We start from the raw sequence: 17,287 nt of genomic DNA on the forward strand, positions 1-17,287 counted from the left end.
TTTAATCTAAATAAACACAATGAAAAAAATCATATTCTTTTTAGCGCTTTGCAACAGTGTAATCAGCGTATCTGCCCAATCCAAATTTGAACAGGACAGGCAAGCCATCAAGTCATTAGCCGGGTATTATAAAGTAACCTTTAATTATGCAGAAACTTTCGCGCCCGACACTGCTTATAAGTTTCACCCGCGTTACCATTCATGGGGGTATGAGTGGGCTATTGTAGTGGAAGATTCACCAAAAAAAATAGCGATACAACACTTATTGGTTGTTGGAGATAGCATGGTGATAAAACACTGGCGCGAAGATTGGGTGTATGAGCAGCCAACCATATTGGCTTATGAAAAAGATAACACCTGGAAAAAGGTTACCCTTAAAGCAGCCGATGTAAAAGGCCGCTGGATCCAAAAGGTTTACCAGGTTGATGACAGCCCCCGTTACGAGAGCATTGGTACCTGGGTACATGTTGACGGCCGCCACGAATGGCAAAGTAAAACAGATTCGCCGCTGCCGCGCCGCGAGTTTACCAAACGCAGCGATTACAACGTATTGAACCGTGGTAACCGCATTTACCTAACCGCAAACGGTTGGATGTATGAGCAGGATAACAACAAAGTAGTACGTGGTGCCGATGGCGACAAAATAATAGCCCAGGAAAAGGGCTATGAAGAATTTACCAAGGTTGATGAAGCCAAATTTGCTTACGCCAAAAAATGGTGGGCCAGCCAGCAAGGTTACTGGGCCGATGCACGCACTGCATGGGATGCCGTATTCGCGAAAAACGCTACTATTAAATTAGCCGGTAAAAAAGATGGGAAACTGCTTTATGAGCAACTGTTTGCCCTGGCAGAAAAATCAGAAAAAGAAAAATGGAGCTCTAACAAAAACAAAGAAGAAACCATTAAAGTGATCAATAACTATGTTAATGCTTCATAAATAAAGTCCCCCCCTGCAAGAAAGCCGCTCCGTATATCCGTTGCGGCTTTCTTGTTTTAAAACCAAAGTACAGTGCCGCACGTTTAAATATTATGAGCATTGCAGAAAAACTCCAGGCATCCCTTAACCAGATCCTCGCGCACGACCCATGGTACGGCCCGGCTACTTATGATATCATTGATAGCGTATCTTTTGAGGCGGCTTACGAAAAGCCGCCCGGATCTGTACATAACATAGCTGGAATTTTACTGCACATGTTAGGCTGGGCGCAGGAAGTTGCCGCACGAATGGACGGACAAACCGCCGGCGAACCTTTGGGAGGCGACTGGCCAGACCCCGGTACGCCCGATGAAAACAAATGGAAACAACTCATAGCCGATTTTAAGTTGAGCAATGTTACCCTTACCGGAATCATCCAAAATTTCCCTGATGATAAATGGAACGAACCCATTAATGACGAACGTAACCGGGAACTGGGTACCGGCGTATCTTACCAAGCATTAATAGAGGGTTTAATACAACATCATATTTACCATAGCGGGCAAATAGCACTGCTGAACAGGATAGTGGGGGGATAAGGAAGAATGAGGCCCGTGCGATTCCTTCCTAGGGGAAGTATTTATCAATACGGCAGTTCCTCACAGGTAAACCCTGCTATTTGCAGCATGTGGTTAATGGTTTGCGGCTCAACCCCATTACTTACTATCCGCAATATATTATCGCAATCCTCCAGGTCGAAATTGTATTGCTTTATCTCGGCCAGTGAGGTTAACAGCGGATGGATGCGGTTTACCTCCTGTTTGCTGGCAACACTTGTTTTAAATATCAGCACGTCCATAGTAGTAGGGTTTTGTAGGTGTGGTTGATGTATTATATCGATGTCATGCTGAGCCTGTCGAAGCATCTTATACGCTAAGTCTTAGACAGGCTCAGACTGACATTATGATCAATCTTTATTCTTTTGTTTCCTTCTCGGCTATCGGGGCTTCTTTCCAAGCCTCGCGCCAGTCGTTACGGCCACGGCCACCCCAGCCACAGCGGCTTTTCATTTGCTCTTTAAAACGCTCGCGCTCTTCGGTAGTCATGCCGGCAAGGCGCTCCTGCATCATTTGCTTGCGGCGCATCCATGGCCCACCGCCTCCCCCTTTTGGCCCAAAGCCGAACAGTATTTTACACAAAACAAATATGCCCATGGCCTGCCAAAAGGTGATAGTGCCAACGTGTATAATATCGGGTAATAGGTTGTTCCAAAGCTGCATTACTACAAAGCTTACCAGCGCTAAAATAGCTGCTACGCCTATCGGGATAAAAAAGAACCTCCCTTTATAAAATGTATTTCTCATTGTCTTATTTTCTTAAATTTTTTAATATTCTGTTATCTCTTTATACAATTGTTTTAGCCGCTTGCGCAGGTGCAGCACAGCATACCGTTTGCGCGATACCAGCGTGTTGATGTTTTCGCCGGTTTTTTGGGCAATCTCCTCAAAAGGCATATCATCAAGCTCCTGCCAAATAAATACCTGGCGTTGGTTTTCGGGCAGCTCATCAAGCGCTACAAAAAGCTGCTCCCAAAAAAGGTTGCGCAGATACTGTGTTTCGGGCGTGGTGGCTTCGGTAAGCAGGATAGCCCTAAAATCGGGTGCGTCGTCATCCTCATCATCGCCTGCCGGCAGCATATCATCAATAAGCGTTTCGCTGCGTTTTTTATGTTTGTCGATGATCTTGTTTTTAGCTACCCGGTAAAGCCATGCACTGGTTTGCTCAATAGGCCCTGCATTCACCACATTACTAAACTGGTACCAAACATCCTGCAGAATGTCCTCAGCATCGGCATCGTTTTTTACCCTTTTACGAATAAAGCCCAGCAAGCTTTTACCATACGATGCAATTGTTTGTATGATGTGGCTGTTTTTATCCTGGGGCATTGCGGCTACTGTCAATTTTTTATTGTTTATAAATATAAAGACGACTGTGCTTTTAAAACATTTTAAATTATTTTTTAATTTTTAAACATCTGTAGGATTTTAACCACAAAGGGCACGAAGGTTTCACAGAGAGGCACAGAGATTAAACCCCATTTAGCTATTATTGATTCTTTGTGTGCTCTGTGATTTTCCTCTGTGTTCTTTGTGGTAAAAAATAAAATCACAACCATGTAAAAAGCAAGCTGCACACGGCTAATCGCAAACCAAACAACTATCTTGCACGTTATTATAACATGGCCAATAAAAAAACACTGATACTTGGCGCCACGCCTAACGCTGGCCGCTATGCATACCTTGCCGCCAACCGTTTAGCAGGTAGCGGACACAGCATTGTTAATGTGGGAATAAAAACCGGCGAGGTTGCCGGTGTGGCTATAGAAAAACCCGAAACTATCCATACCGATATTGATACCATTACGCTGTATGTTGGCCCGCAGCATCAGGAGGATCTGTACGATTACATACTTAAAACAAAGCCAAAACGCATCATATTTAACCCCGGTACCGAAAACAGCGAACTACGCCGTATGGCCCATGAGAACGGGATAGAAACAGAATACGCCTGCACGCTGGTACTATTGAGCATAGGCCAATATTAACCCCATAATTGTGTCATGCTGAGCTTGTCGAAGCACTGAACGCAAATCCTTCGACAAGCTCAGGATGGCAAGTTGCTTATTTATACTCGGGAAATATCCTGATAACCTTAACGAACCTTTTTTGGTAACCTTTGGTCATGCCTGATATGGTTACGCCATTGTCGCGGCCCGATGTGGAGTGAATAAACTGCAGCTCCTCGCCGGGATTGGTTACCACGATGCCCATATGGCCTACTATCCTCACCTTGCTATCGGTACCGGTGAACAGGATCAGGTCGCCGGGGCGGGCTTGGGTTAGTGGCACTTCATGGCTTACATCCGTAAAATCGGCAGAGGTACGCGGCACCGCTATGCCGAAATGGTTAAAGGTATAGGTAATAAAGCCCGAGCAGTCGAACCCCTGTTTGGGGTCAGTAGAGGCATATTTGTAGGGGATACCGAGGAAAGTACGTGCAAAACTGATCAGCTCGGCAGCAGTGGTTTTGCCTGTATTGATATTATTCATCTGGTCGGTGCCATCTGTAGGTGCCAGGATCACCGTTTTGCGGCCTGCCGAATCTGTAACCGTATCCGCAGCCGTAATGGTGTAGGTGGGCTTATCGGGCGCGCCGCAGGAAAGCAATAAAAACAGCGTAAGTAAACAAGGTTGGCGCATATAGATTGAACAGCCATGCTCCCCTTTTGTTCACGGTGTTCACGTTCACACACGTGAACACCGTGAACATTCATTAACACCTGACAATCAATATATTAATACTGACAAGACCTTTTCATTAGATGAACACATATATTACTGATTTTGCCTTAGTGACTAACAATCAGCGCCTTATTGAAAATGCATTTTGTACCGTTTTTTGGTAAAATGGAACAAAAATGAGTGTAGCAAGATTTGGCGAAAACAGGGATTTTTTTCGTCCTTTTTCGACCTTAAAACGGCCTTTTGGTTTGGATTAAGAAGGAGCAAGCCGGATAGGGCTATTTAAACAATTGATTTTATATGATTAAAATTTTGGGCTTCTCCCGTTTTTTCCGATTCGGGGTAAAATAGAACAAGAGTTTGGGAGATGTGGGCGGGAAGGTTTAAACTCTGAAACAAACTCTGTAAATTACAGGTTGATAATATATGGCAGACGTACACAGTAAGGAAACACGAAGCTATAACATGTCGCGCATAAAAAGCAAGGACACTAAGCCCGAATTGCTGGTGCGTAAGTTTCTGCATAAAAATGGTTTCCGTTACCGGCTGCATGTAAAGGATATGCCCGGTAAACCGGATATAGTATTACCCAAATACAAAACTGTAATTTTTATACATGGCTGCTTTTGGCATGGGCATGTGGGATGCAGATACTATGTGGTTCCCAAAACAAGAACGGAATGGTGGCTGAATAAAATTAATGGCAATATTGCTACTGATAGCAAGACCGAAACCTTGCTAAAGGCTGAAGGCTGGAAGATTATTAATCTATGGGAATGTGAGTTGAAAAAGACCACAATTGATGCGACATTTTCAAATTTATTAGTCACAATTACTCCTCAATAATTCTCAAAAGTTCACTTATATCCGATTGACTTATAGTCGAATTGGAGATAGCTTGCATGATGGATATTCGGAAGAAAATCGGTCTGCGCATAAAGGAATACCGAACAAATTTAAAACTCACCCAGGAAGCTTTAGCCTTTAAAGCTGAGATAGATAAGACTTATGTAAACGAGGTTGAAAACGGAAAACGCAATATTTCTGTAATCAATCTTGAGAAGTTAATTAGTGCACTTGATGCGTCTGTAAAAGATTTCTTTAACAGCGAAGCTTTTAGCGGAGGATCTAACTAATGGCGTTAAAATCCTCAAAAGCTAATTCACCTTTGTTACCAAATGAATTAGACTCGGCTGTACTCACTCATTATGTTGTCACTAAAAACCCTGTTTATAAAGAAAAAGCATACCATATTGTTGAAAATGCGCCAGACGAATTTAAGGAACCGAAGCTACTCTATCAAGCTGTACAAAAGAGCCTTTTTGATGTAACCGACATTCCGTTCCCGGGGCCAAAAGAAGGCAAAGAGAAATTCAAATTCATTGATTTATTTGCCGGAATTGGTGGCTTTCGTCTTGCCCTACAAAATTTAGGCGGACTATGTGTATATAGTTCAGAATATGACAAGTTTGCCCAAAAAACGTATTTCGCAAATTTCGGTGAAACTCCATTTGGAGATATAACAAAACCAATAACAAAGTCTTTTATCCCCAAGGAATTTGACATACTATGTGGAGGATTTCCATGCCAGCCCTTTTCAATTGCAGGTGTATCTAAAAAAAATAGTTTAGGCAGGAAACATGGATTTGAAGATGAGAAACAAGGCAATCTCTTTTTTCATGTGGCCGAAATAATAGAGAAACACAGGCCTAAAGCGTTTTTTCTCGAAAATGTAAAAAACCTTGTTTCCCATGATAAAGGAAATACATTTAAAGTAATTAAAAAGACCCTCCTTGATTTAGATTATTCATTTGATCATCGGGTGCTCAATGGCAAGCACTTTGTACCCCAACATCGAGATAGAACTATAATGGTTGGCTTTGATAAACGTGTATACGGTGAGGATATGAAATTTGATTTTGATTTAGTCAAATTACCAGAAGCTAACCATCCTATAAAATCTATTTTAAAAGATGAAGTTGATCCCAAATTTACCTTATCAGATAAGTTATGGAACTACTTACAGGAGTATGCTAAGAAACATAAAGCTAAAGGTAACGGCTTTGGTTTTGGATTAGTAAATTTAGAGGGAATAAGTAGAACGATGAGTGCGCGGTATTATAAAGACGGTGCAGAAATTCTTATCCCACAAGTTGGTAAAAACCCAAGGAGATTGACGCCAGATGAGAGTGCTGCATTGCAGGGCTATCCTGTAAATAAGGGAAATAAAAGTTTCAGAATACCTGTTTCGGATAATCAGGCTTACAAGCAGTTTGGAAACTCGGTGGTAACGCCTCTGATTCAAGCCGTTGGAAAAGAAATAGTAACATTACTTCAACATGAATGAAACTGTCGAATTAGCAATCCTGTCTGTTCAAAAGGCTAACAAATCATTTTGTCGATTTATTTCTGCAAATGATGTGGGCGCAACAGGCTCACATCAAAGTGGATTTTACATACCAAAGGGATCGGCCGAACTACTCTTTGATACTCCCGGGACTAAAGGAGAGAACAAGGACAAAACAATTAATATTAAATGGCAAAACGATTTTGATACTATTAGTCGAGCGATTTATTATGGAACAGGTACGAGAAATGAATACAGGCTTACAAGATTTGGCAAAGGCTTCCCTTTTTTAAATGATGATAATGTAGGTGATTTATTTATTTTGTCACATATTGAAGCAGATCAATATGAAGGATATGTATTGAGTAATGATGACGATATAGAAGATTTCTTCACAGCCTTTGATCTAACGTCAAATGAAACCAATAAATTAATCAACAAGACTATATCGGTAAGTGCTGAAAATAAACTATTGGGGTGTTTTAACGGATTTATTGCCCTTCTAAATAAATCGTTCCCATCTACAATAGATTTAGCTAATACTTCAAGAACTTGCTTTAATACCGCATATGGTATAACTAATAAAAAGGTGATTGCTGAACCTGACAAAGGTTTATTACAGTGGTTGAATGCAGAATATCAATTATTCAAAGCAATTGAATTAGAAGTTTACTCCGAGAATATTAATGTTCCGTTTAATAATCTTGATACTTTAATCAATTTTGCAAACACTATTCTTAATAGAAGAAAAAGTAGAGCCGGTAAGTCTTTAGAAAATCATTTAGCAGAGGTTTTTAAGATTTTTGATTTAAAGTTCGAACCGCAATGTATTACGGAAGATTATAAGAAGCCAGACTTTATATTTCCGGGAAAAAAACAATATCATGATAACAATTATGATAAAGCCAAATTAGTTTTCCTTGCATCAAAAACTACTTGTAAAGATCGGTGGAGGCAAATTATAAACGAGGCTGACAGAATCGAAATAAAACACCTCTTTACACTTCAACAGGGAATCTCTAAAAATCAGCTGAATGAAATGTATAAAGAAGGAGTTAGGCTTGTTGTCCCGAAGCCTTATATCAGTAGTTTCCCAAAAGAGTATCAGGAAAAGATTTTTAGTTTAGAAGGCTTTATTTCGTTTACAAACTCTAAACAAAAGTGATTCTCCTTACATTTAATCCCAATAACCCTAACCCATAATGAAACTATTACCCATTCTCCTGCTAACCGCAACCACCGCGCTGGTAAATCCTGTAAGTGCTAAACCAATAGCCCCCACCATGGCTTACCAAAAACTCAAGCACCCGGAAAAAGCTATGACTGCCGAGCAGGCCAAAGCCATCCTGAAAGAAATGCAGCAACAGCGTAACGATGAGGAGAAGATTGCGGTAATAAAGGCCAAACTAACTGATAAACAATTGGGCCTTACCATTAACCAGCTGGCTACCCTCATGAACCAGTTCCTGACCGACGACTCTAAACTGGCCGCGGCCAAATATGCTTTTGAGTACACCACCAACTACAAATCGTTCCTTGATCTGGTTAACATATTCAGCCGCGAAGAGTATAAGGATGCGCTGGAGGATTTTTATAAGAAGAACAAGTAGAAAACACCTTATACGACGCTGAGGATCATTTTCGTGACGTCACGAAAATGGTCGCCCCATGTTACAACGCATCGGATTACTCGTCAGAACGGCTCAGGTGCTAAGTATCGAACGCGAGTAAAGGCCCGACAAAAAACCGGGGCCAAAAGGTAAAGGCCATGTGCGGGGAAGGATTTTTTTGTCTTGATTTATTCACTTGTTTTTTTTATTAAAGGGGCGTTCATGAGCTCGCTACGCTCGGTTTTGCTTCCTTTTGTATCAAGACAAAGTAACAGCCCTCCGCGGCGACTGAGCGGCGATATTAATAGCGAACCAATATATTCACTACTTACTGCTCGTAGAAGATTTCTCCTCACTACGCTCGTTCGAAATGACAGGGTGGTTAAGACGCGAGGTTAAGCGATACCGCACATCAAGGCACAAAATTTGCTACTTTAGCATCAACTATGAAACAACGCCTGCTATTGCTGCTTTTTGCCGCAGCCATTATATCTTCCTGTTCTAAAAAGCTAAAGACTATCCCCGGCCGTTATGCTGCTACCAATAAGGTTTACAGCCAGCATGCCGATTCGCTGAGCCAAACTTTACTGGCCGAGAACCCCGCTATGTTAACGGATAGCCTGGGCAGCCCCATCCCGTCGGAATGGGTGGGCACGGTTAACTTTAACCTGCGCAAGCCAAACTATGTTATTATCCACTATACCGCACAGGATTCGGTGGGGCAAACGCTGCGTACCTTCACTTTAGTAAAACCACAGGTAAGCGCGCACTACGTAATTGGCAAGGATGGCAAAGTGATACACATGCTTAACGATTATATGCGCGCCTGGCATGCAGGCATTAGCAAATGGGGCACCATCAGCGATATGAACAGCTGCTCGATAGGTATCGAATTGGATAATAAAGGCAACGAGCCTTTCAGCACGGCGCAAATGAACAGCCTGCTGATACTGCTGGCCAAACTAAAAAAGGATTATAACATCCCTACTGCAAACTTTATTGGCCATGGCGATATTGCCCCGGGCCGCAAACCCGACCCGGGTATCCGTTTCCCCTGGGAGCTGCTTGCAAACAAAGGTTTTGGTTATTACTCCGACATTATTATTGTACCCGCACCCGCCAACTTTGACAGCGCCACCGCCCTGCGACTGATTGGCTACGATACCCGCAACCTTCCCGCCGCCATCGGCGCATTTAAACGCCACTTTGTGCAGCGCGAAGACTCCACCACGTTAACCCAGTTTGATCTGGATGTGTTGTTTAACGTTTATAAAAAGTATTGATCAATCAAAGGACAGGAATAATTTTAAAAATATCGGCCAGTGCGATTCCCTCCCAACGGGAGGGTGCAGGGAGGGGTTTATGCGATATGCTTCGCGTATAAACCCCTCCCTGCTACTACACAGACCATCGCGCCCCTCCCCAAGGAGGGATTGAGCTGCCCAATAGCTTCTCCGTGATGATGGGTTAGGGGGCTGGGGGCGAGCTTACCGCTCGGGAGTAGGCACCGGTAAGGCTGCTCCGAGAGGGTGAAACCCTTCGTCCATTAAAACAAGCTTGCCATTTTTAAAATAATAGAATTTCTCCCCACCTCCGTGCAGGCCATCGAAAGACTGATAATAAACAGTGCGCCGTTCGGATAGCTCTACCACTTTGGCGCCTTCATGTTCTTTTTTAAATTCATCTTCAGACATGTTTATAACAACCATCTTTGGCATGCTACAGCCCATCAGCAATATGAGTAATAAGGGTAGGAATAATTTTTTCATATCAGTAAGAGCGCTAAATAATAGCACGGGTTTAACAGCTCTTAAACTTTTATCTGCAACAATAATAGTACAAAAAAGGGCGAAGAATTTTAAACCCTTCGCCCTTTAGCTTTTACCGTTCAGCTTTAGCCTTTCTTAACCCAGCTATCCTTCAGCGTAACCGTACGGTTAAACACCAAGTTATCGGGCGTCGAGGTTTTATCTAAAGTAAAATAACCTTTACGCATAAACTGCACTGGTGTACCGGGCTTTGCGTTTGCAAGGTCGGGTTCAACATAAACGGTTTTTAATACCTGCAGGCTGTTAGGGTTTATGTAATCCTTAAAATCGCCATCCTCGTTGCTCGGGTCTTCCACCTGGAACAGGCGGTCGTACAGGCGCACTTCGGCAGTTTTGGCATGGTCGGCGCTCACCCAGTGTATGGTACCTTTTACGTTGATGCCGCTGGTGTCGTTCCCGCTTTTGGATTCGGGAATGTACGAGCAATGTATGGCGGTGATGTTGCCGTTGGCATCTTTCTCAATGCTTTCGCCTTTTATAATATAAGCGTTCTTTAACCTTACCATCAGGCCAATACCCAGGCGGAAATATTTTTTGGTTGGCTCTTCCATAAAGTCGTCGCGCTCAATCCAAAGCTCGCGGCTAAACGGAAACTCGCGGCTGCCATCGCCACCCTCAACCTCCGGGTTGTTCTCTCCATGGAAAACATCCTTCTGGCCTTCCGGGTAGTTATCAATGATCAGTTTAACCGGGTCAAGCACGGCCATACGGCGCCATGCGGTTTTGTTCAGGTCCTCGCGAATGCAGAACTCCAGCAAACCAACGTCAATCATGTTCTCGCGCTTGGCCACACCAATGCGTTCGCAAAACTCGCGGATGCTGGCAGGCGTATAACCACGGCGGCGCAGGCCGCTAATGGTAGGCATGCGCGGGTCATCCCATCCATCAACATGCCCCTCCTCTACCAGTTGCAGCAGCTTGCGCTTGCTCATTACAGTATAGTTGAGGTTTAAACGCGCAAACTCGTATTGCTTACTCGGAAAGATGTTCAGTTTTTCGATAAACAGATCATACAACGGGCGGTGCGGAACAAACTCCAGCGTACAAATACTGTGGGTTATCTCCTCAATGGCATCGCTTTGTCCGTGTGCAAAATCATACATCGGGTAAATGCACCATGCATCGCCGGTGCGGTGGTGGTGGGCATGCTTAATGCGGTACATCAATGGGTCGCGCAGCAGCATATTTGGCGATGCCAGGTCAATTTTGGCGCGCAAAACCTTAGCACCATCAGGGAATTTACCAGCCTTCATATCCGCAAATAGTTGCAGGTTCTCTTCCACGCTGCGGTTGCGGTATTGGTTACCTTTACCCGGTTCGGTTGGCGTACCTTTTTGGGCAGCTATCTCTTCAGCTGTGCTATCGTCAACATAAGCCATCCCTTGTTTTATCAGTGTAACGGCAAACTCATACAGCTTGTCGAAATAATCAGACGCGTAAAGCTCTTCGGCCCAGTCAAAACCCAGCCATTTTACATCCTCTTTTATACTGTCAACGTATTCTACGTCTTCTTTTACGGGGTTGGTATCGTCAAAACGCAGGTTGGTTTTGCCGTTATATTTTTTTGCCAGGCCAAAGTTAAGGCATATGGATTTTGCGTGGCCAATATGCAGGTAACCGTTAGGCTCGGGCGGGAAACGTGTAAGCACCCTACCCCCGTTTTTGCCGGCGGCCAGGTCTTCTTCAACAATTTCCTCTATAAAGTTCAGTGATCTTTCTTCGCTCATGATGAAGCAAAAATAGGAAAAATTTAGAGGGGATGGGTAACGATATTGCAGTAACTGATACCGTTTTATGGCGTTGCCTGCGGCCCGGGCTTTCCGCTCATACTGCACAGGCCTTAGGCGCAGGGCCGGTATCCGCTGCAATCCCTAACGCGGGTGTCTGAACCTTGATTTCGTAGGATTTTCCTGATTACCACGATTTAGGACAGGCAATGAACGAGCGGCGGCCTGACAGAAAAGCGGGCCAAAGGTAAAGGCCTGTGCGGGGAAGCTTTTTTCTGTCTTGATCTTTGCTTCTTTCTATCAAGAGAAAAAGTAGCCTCCGCGGTAATGAGCGGCGGATTAATACAGTGGTACACTTAGCATGAGAGATACAGAAACAAGCGTAATTTCTATACGTCCTAAATAGACTGCTTTGTTCCTCGCAATGACGCGCTGCGAAATTGCATGGCGATTACTTACTGCTTGTAGAAGATTTCTCCTCGCTACGCTCGTTCGAAATGACATAGTTATTTAACGCATTGGAGAGATTATCCAAAATACCTAACCACCCCATCAGCACAATTAACCCCATCAATAGCTGCGGAGATAATCCCACCAGCATATCCTGCGCCTTCCCCGCAAGGGAACAGCCCGGCAACCTGCGGATGCTGAAAAGTCTCCCTATCGCGGGGCACTTTTACGGGCGATGATGTGCGCGATTCTACACCTACCAATATCGCCTCGTTGGTATAGTAGCCTTTCATCTTACGGCCAAAGGCAGGCAGCGCTTTGCGCAGGCGGTTGTGGATCCAGTGAGGTAGTACCTCTTTCAGGTCTACACTTTTGCAACCGGGCAGGTACGAGTTCTCTGGCAGATCGACAGATACCCGGCCTTCCACAAAATCAACCATGCGCTGTGCGGGGGCAACCAGGTTACCGCCACCGGCTTTAAAGGCCAGATGCTCTACCTGCTGCTGAAAGTTCAGCATCCGGAAAGGGTCGTTCATATCGCCTTTTACATCTTCCATGTTTATTTGCACTACAGTACCCGAGTTAGCGAAGGGGTTGTTACGTTTGCTCGGGCTCCATCCGTTAACTACGATCTCGTCCTGAGCAGTGGCACAGGGGGCTATGATACCACCAGGGCACATGCAAAAGGAAAACACGCCCCTGTCCTCTACCTGCTCCACTAAATTATAGTAAGATGGCGGCAGGTCGGGGCCACGGTATTCGCAATGGTATTGGGCGCGGTCAATAATTTCCTGCGGGTGCTCAATACGCACACCCAAAGCGAAGGGTTTGGCCTCAATCAATATATCCTGACTATGCAGCATCCTGAAAACATCGTGCGCCGAGTGGCCGGTAGCCAATATCACGGCATCGGCTAATAGCTTTTCGCCGTTGGCCAGCTGCACGCCTTTTATCTTACCAAACTCAACTAATAATGCCGAAACTTTTGTATCAAACAGCACCTCGCCGCCTGCTTCCAAAATGCTTTCGCGCATGGCGGTGATAATTTGCGGCAGCTTGTTGGTACCAATATGCGGGCGGGCATCTACCAAAATATCTTCGGTAGCGCCGTGGGCCACAAAGGTTTTTAATACGCCATTCACATCGCCGCGCTTGGTGCTGCGGGTATAAAGCTTGCCATCCGAGTAGGTGCCTGCCCCGCCTTCGCCAAAGCAGTAGTTGCTTTCGGGGTTTACCAGGCCTTGTTTGTTGATGTTAGCCAGATCTCGGCGGCGTTGTTTTACGTCTTTACCACGCTCTAATATTACAGGTTTTAATCCCTGCTCTATACATTGCAGGGCAGCGAAGATCCCGGCCGGGCCGGCGCCAACAATGATAACACGCCAGGCGTCCTTTACGTTTTTATATTGAGGGGTGTAGATCTCGGTTTGTACAGGCTCGTCTATAAATATGCGTACCTGCATGCGGTACAATACCTTGCGGCCACGCGCGTCTATCGAGCGCTTTAATATTTTAATGCCGGTTATTCTTTTTTGCGGAATGTTAACGGCGGCAGATACCAGACCTGTTAAAATTGCTTCATCTTCCTGTTGCCCGGGTTGGCAAACAATTTCTGCTTCTTTTATCATAATGTGATGCCGGGTTTTTATCCCGGATGGTGCAAAGATAATATTTTAAGCGGGCTGTTTGTGTGATTGTTTAACCACAGAGGACACGGAGAATTAGCTTGACTGGTTAGCACAGAGTACGCAGAGTGTTTATTTATTAATTGAAATCAAACTCTGTGAAAACCTCAGTGCCCTCTGTGGTTAAAGCCTAAAAAGCCACGTGCAATCATAGTGTACAACATACACTTACGGGCGTACGGTACAGAACGGTTGACCGTCCGCTATCGTACAGTTTTAAAACAAGATAAAAATTATTTAACTGATTATCAGCAAATTAAAAATGCGGCTGTATTTTGGCATAGGGTGTTGTAGATTAAAAAACAATAAGATGATGACTACCGTTGATAACCGCTTACAAACACTTTGGGAAGGTTGCATGCGTAACGACAGAAAGCAACAAGAATTATTATACAAAGCTTTAGCGCCAAAAATGCTTGCGGTTTGCATGCGCTATGCGAAAGATAAAGACGAAGCACAGGACATCCTGCAGGAAGGCTTTATCAAGATGTTTAAAAACATGGAGAACTACCGTGGCGAAGGCAGCCTGGAAGGGTGGATCCGCCGGATAATGGTACACAGCGCCATATCACGCTACCGTAAAGCAAAAAGCATGGTATTGATTGATGATTTTGCCGAACAAAACATCCCCGTTAGCAGCAGCTATAACGATAACGGCCTTGAAGCCCGCGACCTGATGAACATGGTACAGGAGTTACCCGCTACTTACCGTTCGGTATTTAACCTGTACGCTATAGAAGGTTTCTCTCACCAGGAAATTGGCAGCAAATTAGGTATGAGCGAACTATTATCGCGCACTACCCTACACCGCGCCCGCACTATCCTTAAAGAAAAACTGAACAGCTTAGCTGTAAGAGAGCGCCACTGCATGGCTGGGTAATAAAGCCCCGTTACCAACCTACTTCACATGATTTATTGATTACCCGCTGGCAAGCCCGCCAGGTTAATCAATAAATCAAAAGGTGAGCAACTTTCGCTACCCACCTTTCAATTATCATTCAATATTCTTTATTCAGAGTTCAGTGTCCGATATTCAATCGTTCAACTAATCACCAATCACTATTCTCTAACGATGTTTGCTGCTCATATAGAACACCAGTTCGCCGCCATTCATAATATCCTGGTGGGTAATAGTTAGGCTGTTATAAGGCTTGCCATTCAGTGTCATTTTCTGCACATAAACATTCTTCTCGCTTTGGTTTTTTACGTTCACCGTAAACGTTTTACCATTACCAACCTGTATGGTTGCATTGTTTACCGATGGGCTGCCGATCGAGTAATCAACCGAGCCCGGCGCTACGGGATAAAAACCTATCGAGCTGAAGATATACCAGGCACTCATTTGGCCGGTATCGTCATTGCCACCCAAACCATCAGGTGTTGGTTTGTACATACGTGGTAATATCATGCGGATGCGTTCCTGTGTTTTCCATGGCTTGTCTGTCCAGTTGTACAGGTAAGCCACGTGGTGCGATGGTTCGTTACCATGCACATAGTTACCAATGATACCATCGCGGGTAATATCTTCCGTTTCGGCAAAGTATTTATCGGGCAGGTTCATGGTGAACAACGAATCGAGATAACCTACAAAACGCTTGTTGCCCCCCATCAGTTTGATCAGGCTGGTTGGATCCTGCGGAACGAAGAGGGTATAATTCCAGGCGTTACCTTCAATAAAGCCTTCGTTAATGGTGCTTAACGGGTCGAACTTGGCGCGGAAAGTGCCATCCGCTTTTCTCGGCCTCATAAAGCCCGATTTATCATCGTACACATTTTTGTAGTTCTCGCTGCGTTTGATGAATTCGTTGTAGATATCTGTTTTACCCAACTTTTTTGCCATCTGTGCAATAGCCCAATCATCATAAGCATACTCTAAAGTATTTGATACCGATACGCCTGTTTTTTCATCAGGGATGTAGCCTTTATCCATGTATTCGCCAATGCCTTCGTAACTGCGGTGGCGGGCGGTAGTAACTGCGGCATCTAAAGCTTTATTGGCATCAAACGGGGCATTGCCTTTAACAACGGCATCAGCCAAAACAGCAACGCTGTGGTAACCGCTCATGCACCAGTTCTCGTTTGCCGAGTTGCTCCAAACCGGCAGCATGTTCTCCGGGCTTTGGTCAAAATGTACCAGCATTGATCTTACCATATCGGCATTGCGCTGCGGTTGTATAATGTTAAACAGCGGGTGCAGCGCACGGTAGGTATCCCATAACGAGAAAGTGGTATAGTTGGTAAACCCATCAGCCTTGTGCACGTTTTGGTCGAGCCCTTTGTATTGCCCGTCAACATCCATGTAAACGGTTGGGTTTATCATGGTGTGGTACATGGCGGTATAAAAATCCTGTTTGCGCTCTACAGACGCATTAATTGTGATTTTTTCCAATTCGGTCTCCCATAGCTTTTGTCCGTCGGCTTTTACCTTATCAAAATCCCATCCGGGAGCTTCGGCCTGCATATTGGCTAAGGCGCCATCCATGCTCACCGGCGACAGGGCAAATTTTATCTTGATCTTCTCGCCTTCTTCGGTTTTAAAATCAAAGTAAGCACGGATCTGCTTACCGGCTATCTCGGGGAAGTTTTTTGATTGATTGAACTTGCCCCAAAAACCGCCGTAAACTTCGCGTTTATCATATTTCTTAAACCCATGCTGAATGAATTTTTTGTTGAACGCCATGGCAAAGTACAAAGTACGGGTACGCGCCCAGCCGTTGGTTTGGCGGTAACCTACCAGCGTACTATCGTTCAGTAGTTTCACGTATGTCCAAACGGTTTTGTCAGGATAATTATAGATGCCTGCCATCAGGTCAAGTATCACGTGCGATTGGTCTGATTTAGGGAAGGTGTACTGATGGAAACCAACGCGTGCGCTGGTGGTTAGCTCGGCAGTGATGTTTGATGCATCAAGCTTTACTTTGTAATAGTTAGCCGCGCTTACTTCATTAGCATGCGAAAATGCCGAGCGGTAACCGCTGCCGGGTACATCTGCCACGCCGGGGTTTAATTTTAAGGGTCCTACAGTTGGCATAATTAAAAAATCACCCAGATCAGAGTGGCCTGTACCGCTAAAATGTGTGTGGCTAAACCCTACAATAGTTTTATCCTCGTACTGGTAGCCTGCACAATATTCATAAACCTTGGGGTTATACTTCCCGTTAAGCTCATAACTGGCCGTATCGGTTTCGGGGCTTAGCTGCACCATCCCGAAGGGAACAGTTGCACCCGGGTAGGTGTGGCCCATGCGTTGCGTGCCAATAATTGGCTTTACGTATTGCACTAAATTTTCGTGAGGGGTGTTTTGCGCGGCTGCCTGCAGGCCGGTGCAAATTAAAAGGGCGGCAAATATTTTATTCATTAAAGGGACTTAATAATGCTTATCAGTAAATGTATTACGCATGCAAATATAAAATCATATACC

The 17,287-nt window shown here is 44.6% G+C and carries 18 protein-coding genes; 10 read left to right on the forward strand and 8 right to left on the reverse strand.

Translation table 11 applies throughout. The annotated features are described in order from the left end of the window. The first annotated feature begins 19 nt into the window (after positions 1 to 19). Both IDJ75_RS07550 and IDJ75_RS07555 read left to right on the forward strand, forming a co-directional pair. Positions 20 to 937 carry a DUF6607 family protein gene (locus tag IDJ75_RS07550; protein ID WP_191175027.1) on the forward strand — a complete coding sequence of 306 codons (918 nt, stop codon included), beginning with the start codon at positions 20 to 22 and terminating at the stop codon, positions 935 to 937. A gap of 92 nt (positions 938 to 1,029) precedes the next feature. Beyond that, complete coding sequence (locus IDJ75_RS07555) at positions 1,030 to 1,515, forward strand: DinB family protein (protein WP_191175028.1); 486 nt, start codon at positions 1,030 to 1,032, stop codon at positions 1,513 to 1,515. Positions 1,516 to 1,559: 44 nt separating this feature from the next. Here IDJ75_RS07555 and IDJ75_RS07560 read toward each other — a convergent pair whose 3' ends face one another. From IDJ75_RS07560 to IDJ75_RS07570, 3 genes are all read right to left on the reverse strand, one after another. Next, the gene (locus IDJ75_RS07560) at positions 1,560 to 1,775 is read right to left on the reverse strand and encodes a hypothetical protein (RefSeq protein ID WP_067063431.1); all 216 of its coding nucleotides are present in this window, start codon (positions 1,773 to 1,775) and stop codon (positions 1,560 to 1,562) included. 115 nt (positions 1,776 to 1,890) lie between these two features. Continuing rightward, positions 1,891 to 2,280: a hypothetical protein gene (locus IDJ75_RS07565; RefSeq protein WP_191175029.1), complete on the reverse strand. Its 390-nt coding sequence runs from the start codon at positions 2,278 to 2,280 to the stop codon at positions 1,891 to 1,893. 21 nt (positions 2,281 to 2,301) lie between these two features. Beyond that, positions 2,302 to 2,877, reverse strand: a complete 576-nt coding sequence (locus tag IDJ75_RS07570; RefSeq protein ID WP_224746534.1) for an RNA polymerase sigma factor — start codon at positions 2,875 to 2,877, stop codon at positions 2,302 to 2,304. A 278-nt stretch (positions 2,878 to 3,155) separates the two neighbouring features. Between IDJ75_RS07570 and IDJ75_RS07575 the strand changes: the two genes are divergently transcribed. Further along, positions 3,156 to 3,521 (forward strand): CoA-binding protein, encoded by a 366-nt coding sequence (locus IDJ75_RS07575; protein ID WP_191175030.1) that lies wholly within the window; start codon positions 3,156 to 3,158, stop codon positions 3,519 to 3,521. 76 nt (positions 3,522 to 3,597) lie between these two features. Here IDJ75_RS07575 and IDJ75_RS07580 read toward each other — a convergent pair whose 3' ends face one another. Then, positions 3,598 to 4,176, reverse strand: a complete 579-nt coding sequence (locus IDJ75_RS07580; protein ID WP_191175031.1) for a C40 family peptidase — start codon at positions 4,174 to 4,176, stop codon at positions 3,598 to 3,600. A 468-nt stretch (positions 4,177 to 4,644) separates the two neighbouring features. Here IDJ75_RS07580 and IDJ75_RS07585 point away from each other — a divergent pair, with 468 nt between their 5' ends. The 6 genes from IDJ75_RS07585 (at position 4,645) to IDJ75_RS07610 (ending at position 9,458) form a co-directional block, all read left to right on the forward strand. Next, positions 4,645 to 5,064 carry a very short patch repair endonuclease gene (locus tag IDJ75_RS07585; protein ID WP_191175032.1) on the forward strand — a complete coding sequence of 140 codons (420 nt, stop codon included), beginning with the start codon at positions 4,645 to 4,647 and terminating at the stop codon, positions 5,062 to 5,064. A 56-nt stretch (positions 5,065 to 5,120) separates the two neighbouring features. Next, positions 5,121 to 5,354, forward strand: coding sequence for a helix-turn-helix domain-containing protein (locus IDJ75_RS07590; protein ID WP_224746535.1), 234 nt, complete (start codon positions 5,121 to 5,123; stop codon positions 5,352 to 5,354). Then, complete coding sequence (dcm, locus tag IDJ75_RS07595; RefSeq protein WP_191175033.1) at positions 5,354 to 6,565, forward strand: DNA (cytosine-5-)-methyltransferase; 1,212 nt, start codon at positions 5,354 to 5,356, stop codon at positions 6,563 to 6,565. Before IDJ75_RS07590 ends, dcm begins: the two co-directional genes overlap by 1 nt. Beyond that, positions 6,558 to 7,730 (forward strand): type II restriction endonuclease, encoded by a 1,173-nt coding sequence (locus IDJ75_RS07600; RefSeq protein WP_191175034.1) that lies wholly within the window; start codon positions 6,558 to 6,560, stop codon positions 7,728 to 7,730. The genes dcm and IDJ75_RS07600 overlap by 8 nt, the downstream gene beginning before the upstream one ends. A 37-nt stretch (positions 7,731 to 7,767) precedes the next feature. Then, positions 7,768 to 8,175 carry a DUF4476 domain-containing protein gene (locus tag IDJ75_RS07605; RefSeq protein WP_191175035.1) on the forward strand — a complete coding sequence of 136 codons (408 nt, stop codon included), beginning with the start codon at positions 7,768 to 7,770 and terminating at the stop codon, positions 8,173 to 8,175. Between the two features lie 446 nt (positions 8,176 to 8,621). Then, a complete protein-coding gene (locus IDJ75_RS07610; RefSeq protein ID WP_191175036.1) occupies positions 8,622 to 9,458 on the forward strand; it encodes an N-acetylmuramoyl-L-alanine amidase in 837 nt (278 codons plus the stop codon). A 204-nt stretch (positions 9,459 to 9,662) separates the two neighbouring features. Here IDJ75_RS07610 and IDJ75_RS07615 read toward each other — a convergent pair whose 3' ends face one another. From IDJ75_RS07615 to IDJ75_RS07625, 3 genes are all read right to left on the reverse strand, one after another. Then, complete coding sequence (locus tag IDJ75_RS07615; RefSeq protein WP_191175037.1) at positions 9,663 to 9,944, reverse strand: hypothetical protein; 282 nt, start codon at positions 9,942 to 9,944, stop codon at positions 9,663 to 9,665. A 125-nt stretch (positions 9,945 to 10,069) separates the two neighbouring features. Then, positions 10,070 to 11,731, reverse strand: coding sequence for a glutamine--tRNA ligase/YqeY domain fusion protein (locus tag IDJ75_RS07620; protein ID WP_191175038.1), 1,662 nt, complete (start codon positions 11,729 to 11,731; stop codon positions 10,070 to 10,072). Positions 11,732 to 12,258: 527 nt separating this feature from the next. Next, entirely contained in the window at positions 12,259 to 13,809 is a 1,551-nt protein-coding gene (locus tag IDJ75_RS07625; protein WP_191175039.1) for an NAD(P)/FAD-dependent oxidoreductase, read from the reverse strand. A 367-nt stretch (positions 13,810 to 14,176) separates the two neighbouring features. Here IDJ75_RS07625 and IDJ75_RS07630 point away from each other — a divergent pair, with 367 nt between their 5' ends. Then, positions 14,177 to 14,746 carry an RNA polymerase sigma factor gene (locus tag IDJ75_RS07630; RefSeq protein WP_191175040.1) on the forward strand — a complete coding sequence of 190 codons (570 nt, stop codon included), beginning with the start codon at positions 14,177 to 14,179 and terminating at the stop codon, positions 14,744 to 14,746. A gap of 186 nt (positions 14,747 to 14,932) precedes the next feature. Here the strand turns inward: IDJ75_RS07630 and IDJ75_RS07635 are convergent, their stop codons facing one another. After that, positions 14,933 to 17,224, reverse strand: a complete 2,292-nt coding sequence (locus IDJ75_RS07635; RefSeq protein ID WP_191175041.1) for a GH92 family glycosyl hydrolase — start codon at positions 17,222 to 17,224, stop codon at positions 14,933 to 14,935. Between the last annotated feature and the right edge of the window lie 63 nt (positions 17,225 to 17,287).

The sequence above is a fragment of the Mucilaginibacter rigui genome, from assembly GCF_014773275.1.
Taxonomy (GTDB): Bacteria; Bacteroidota; Bacteroidia; order Sphingobacteriales; family Sphingobacteriaceae; genus Mucilaginibacter; species Mucilaginibacter rigui_A.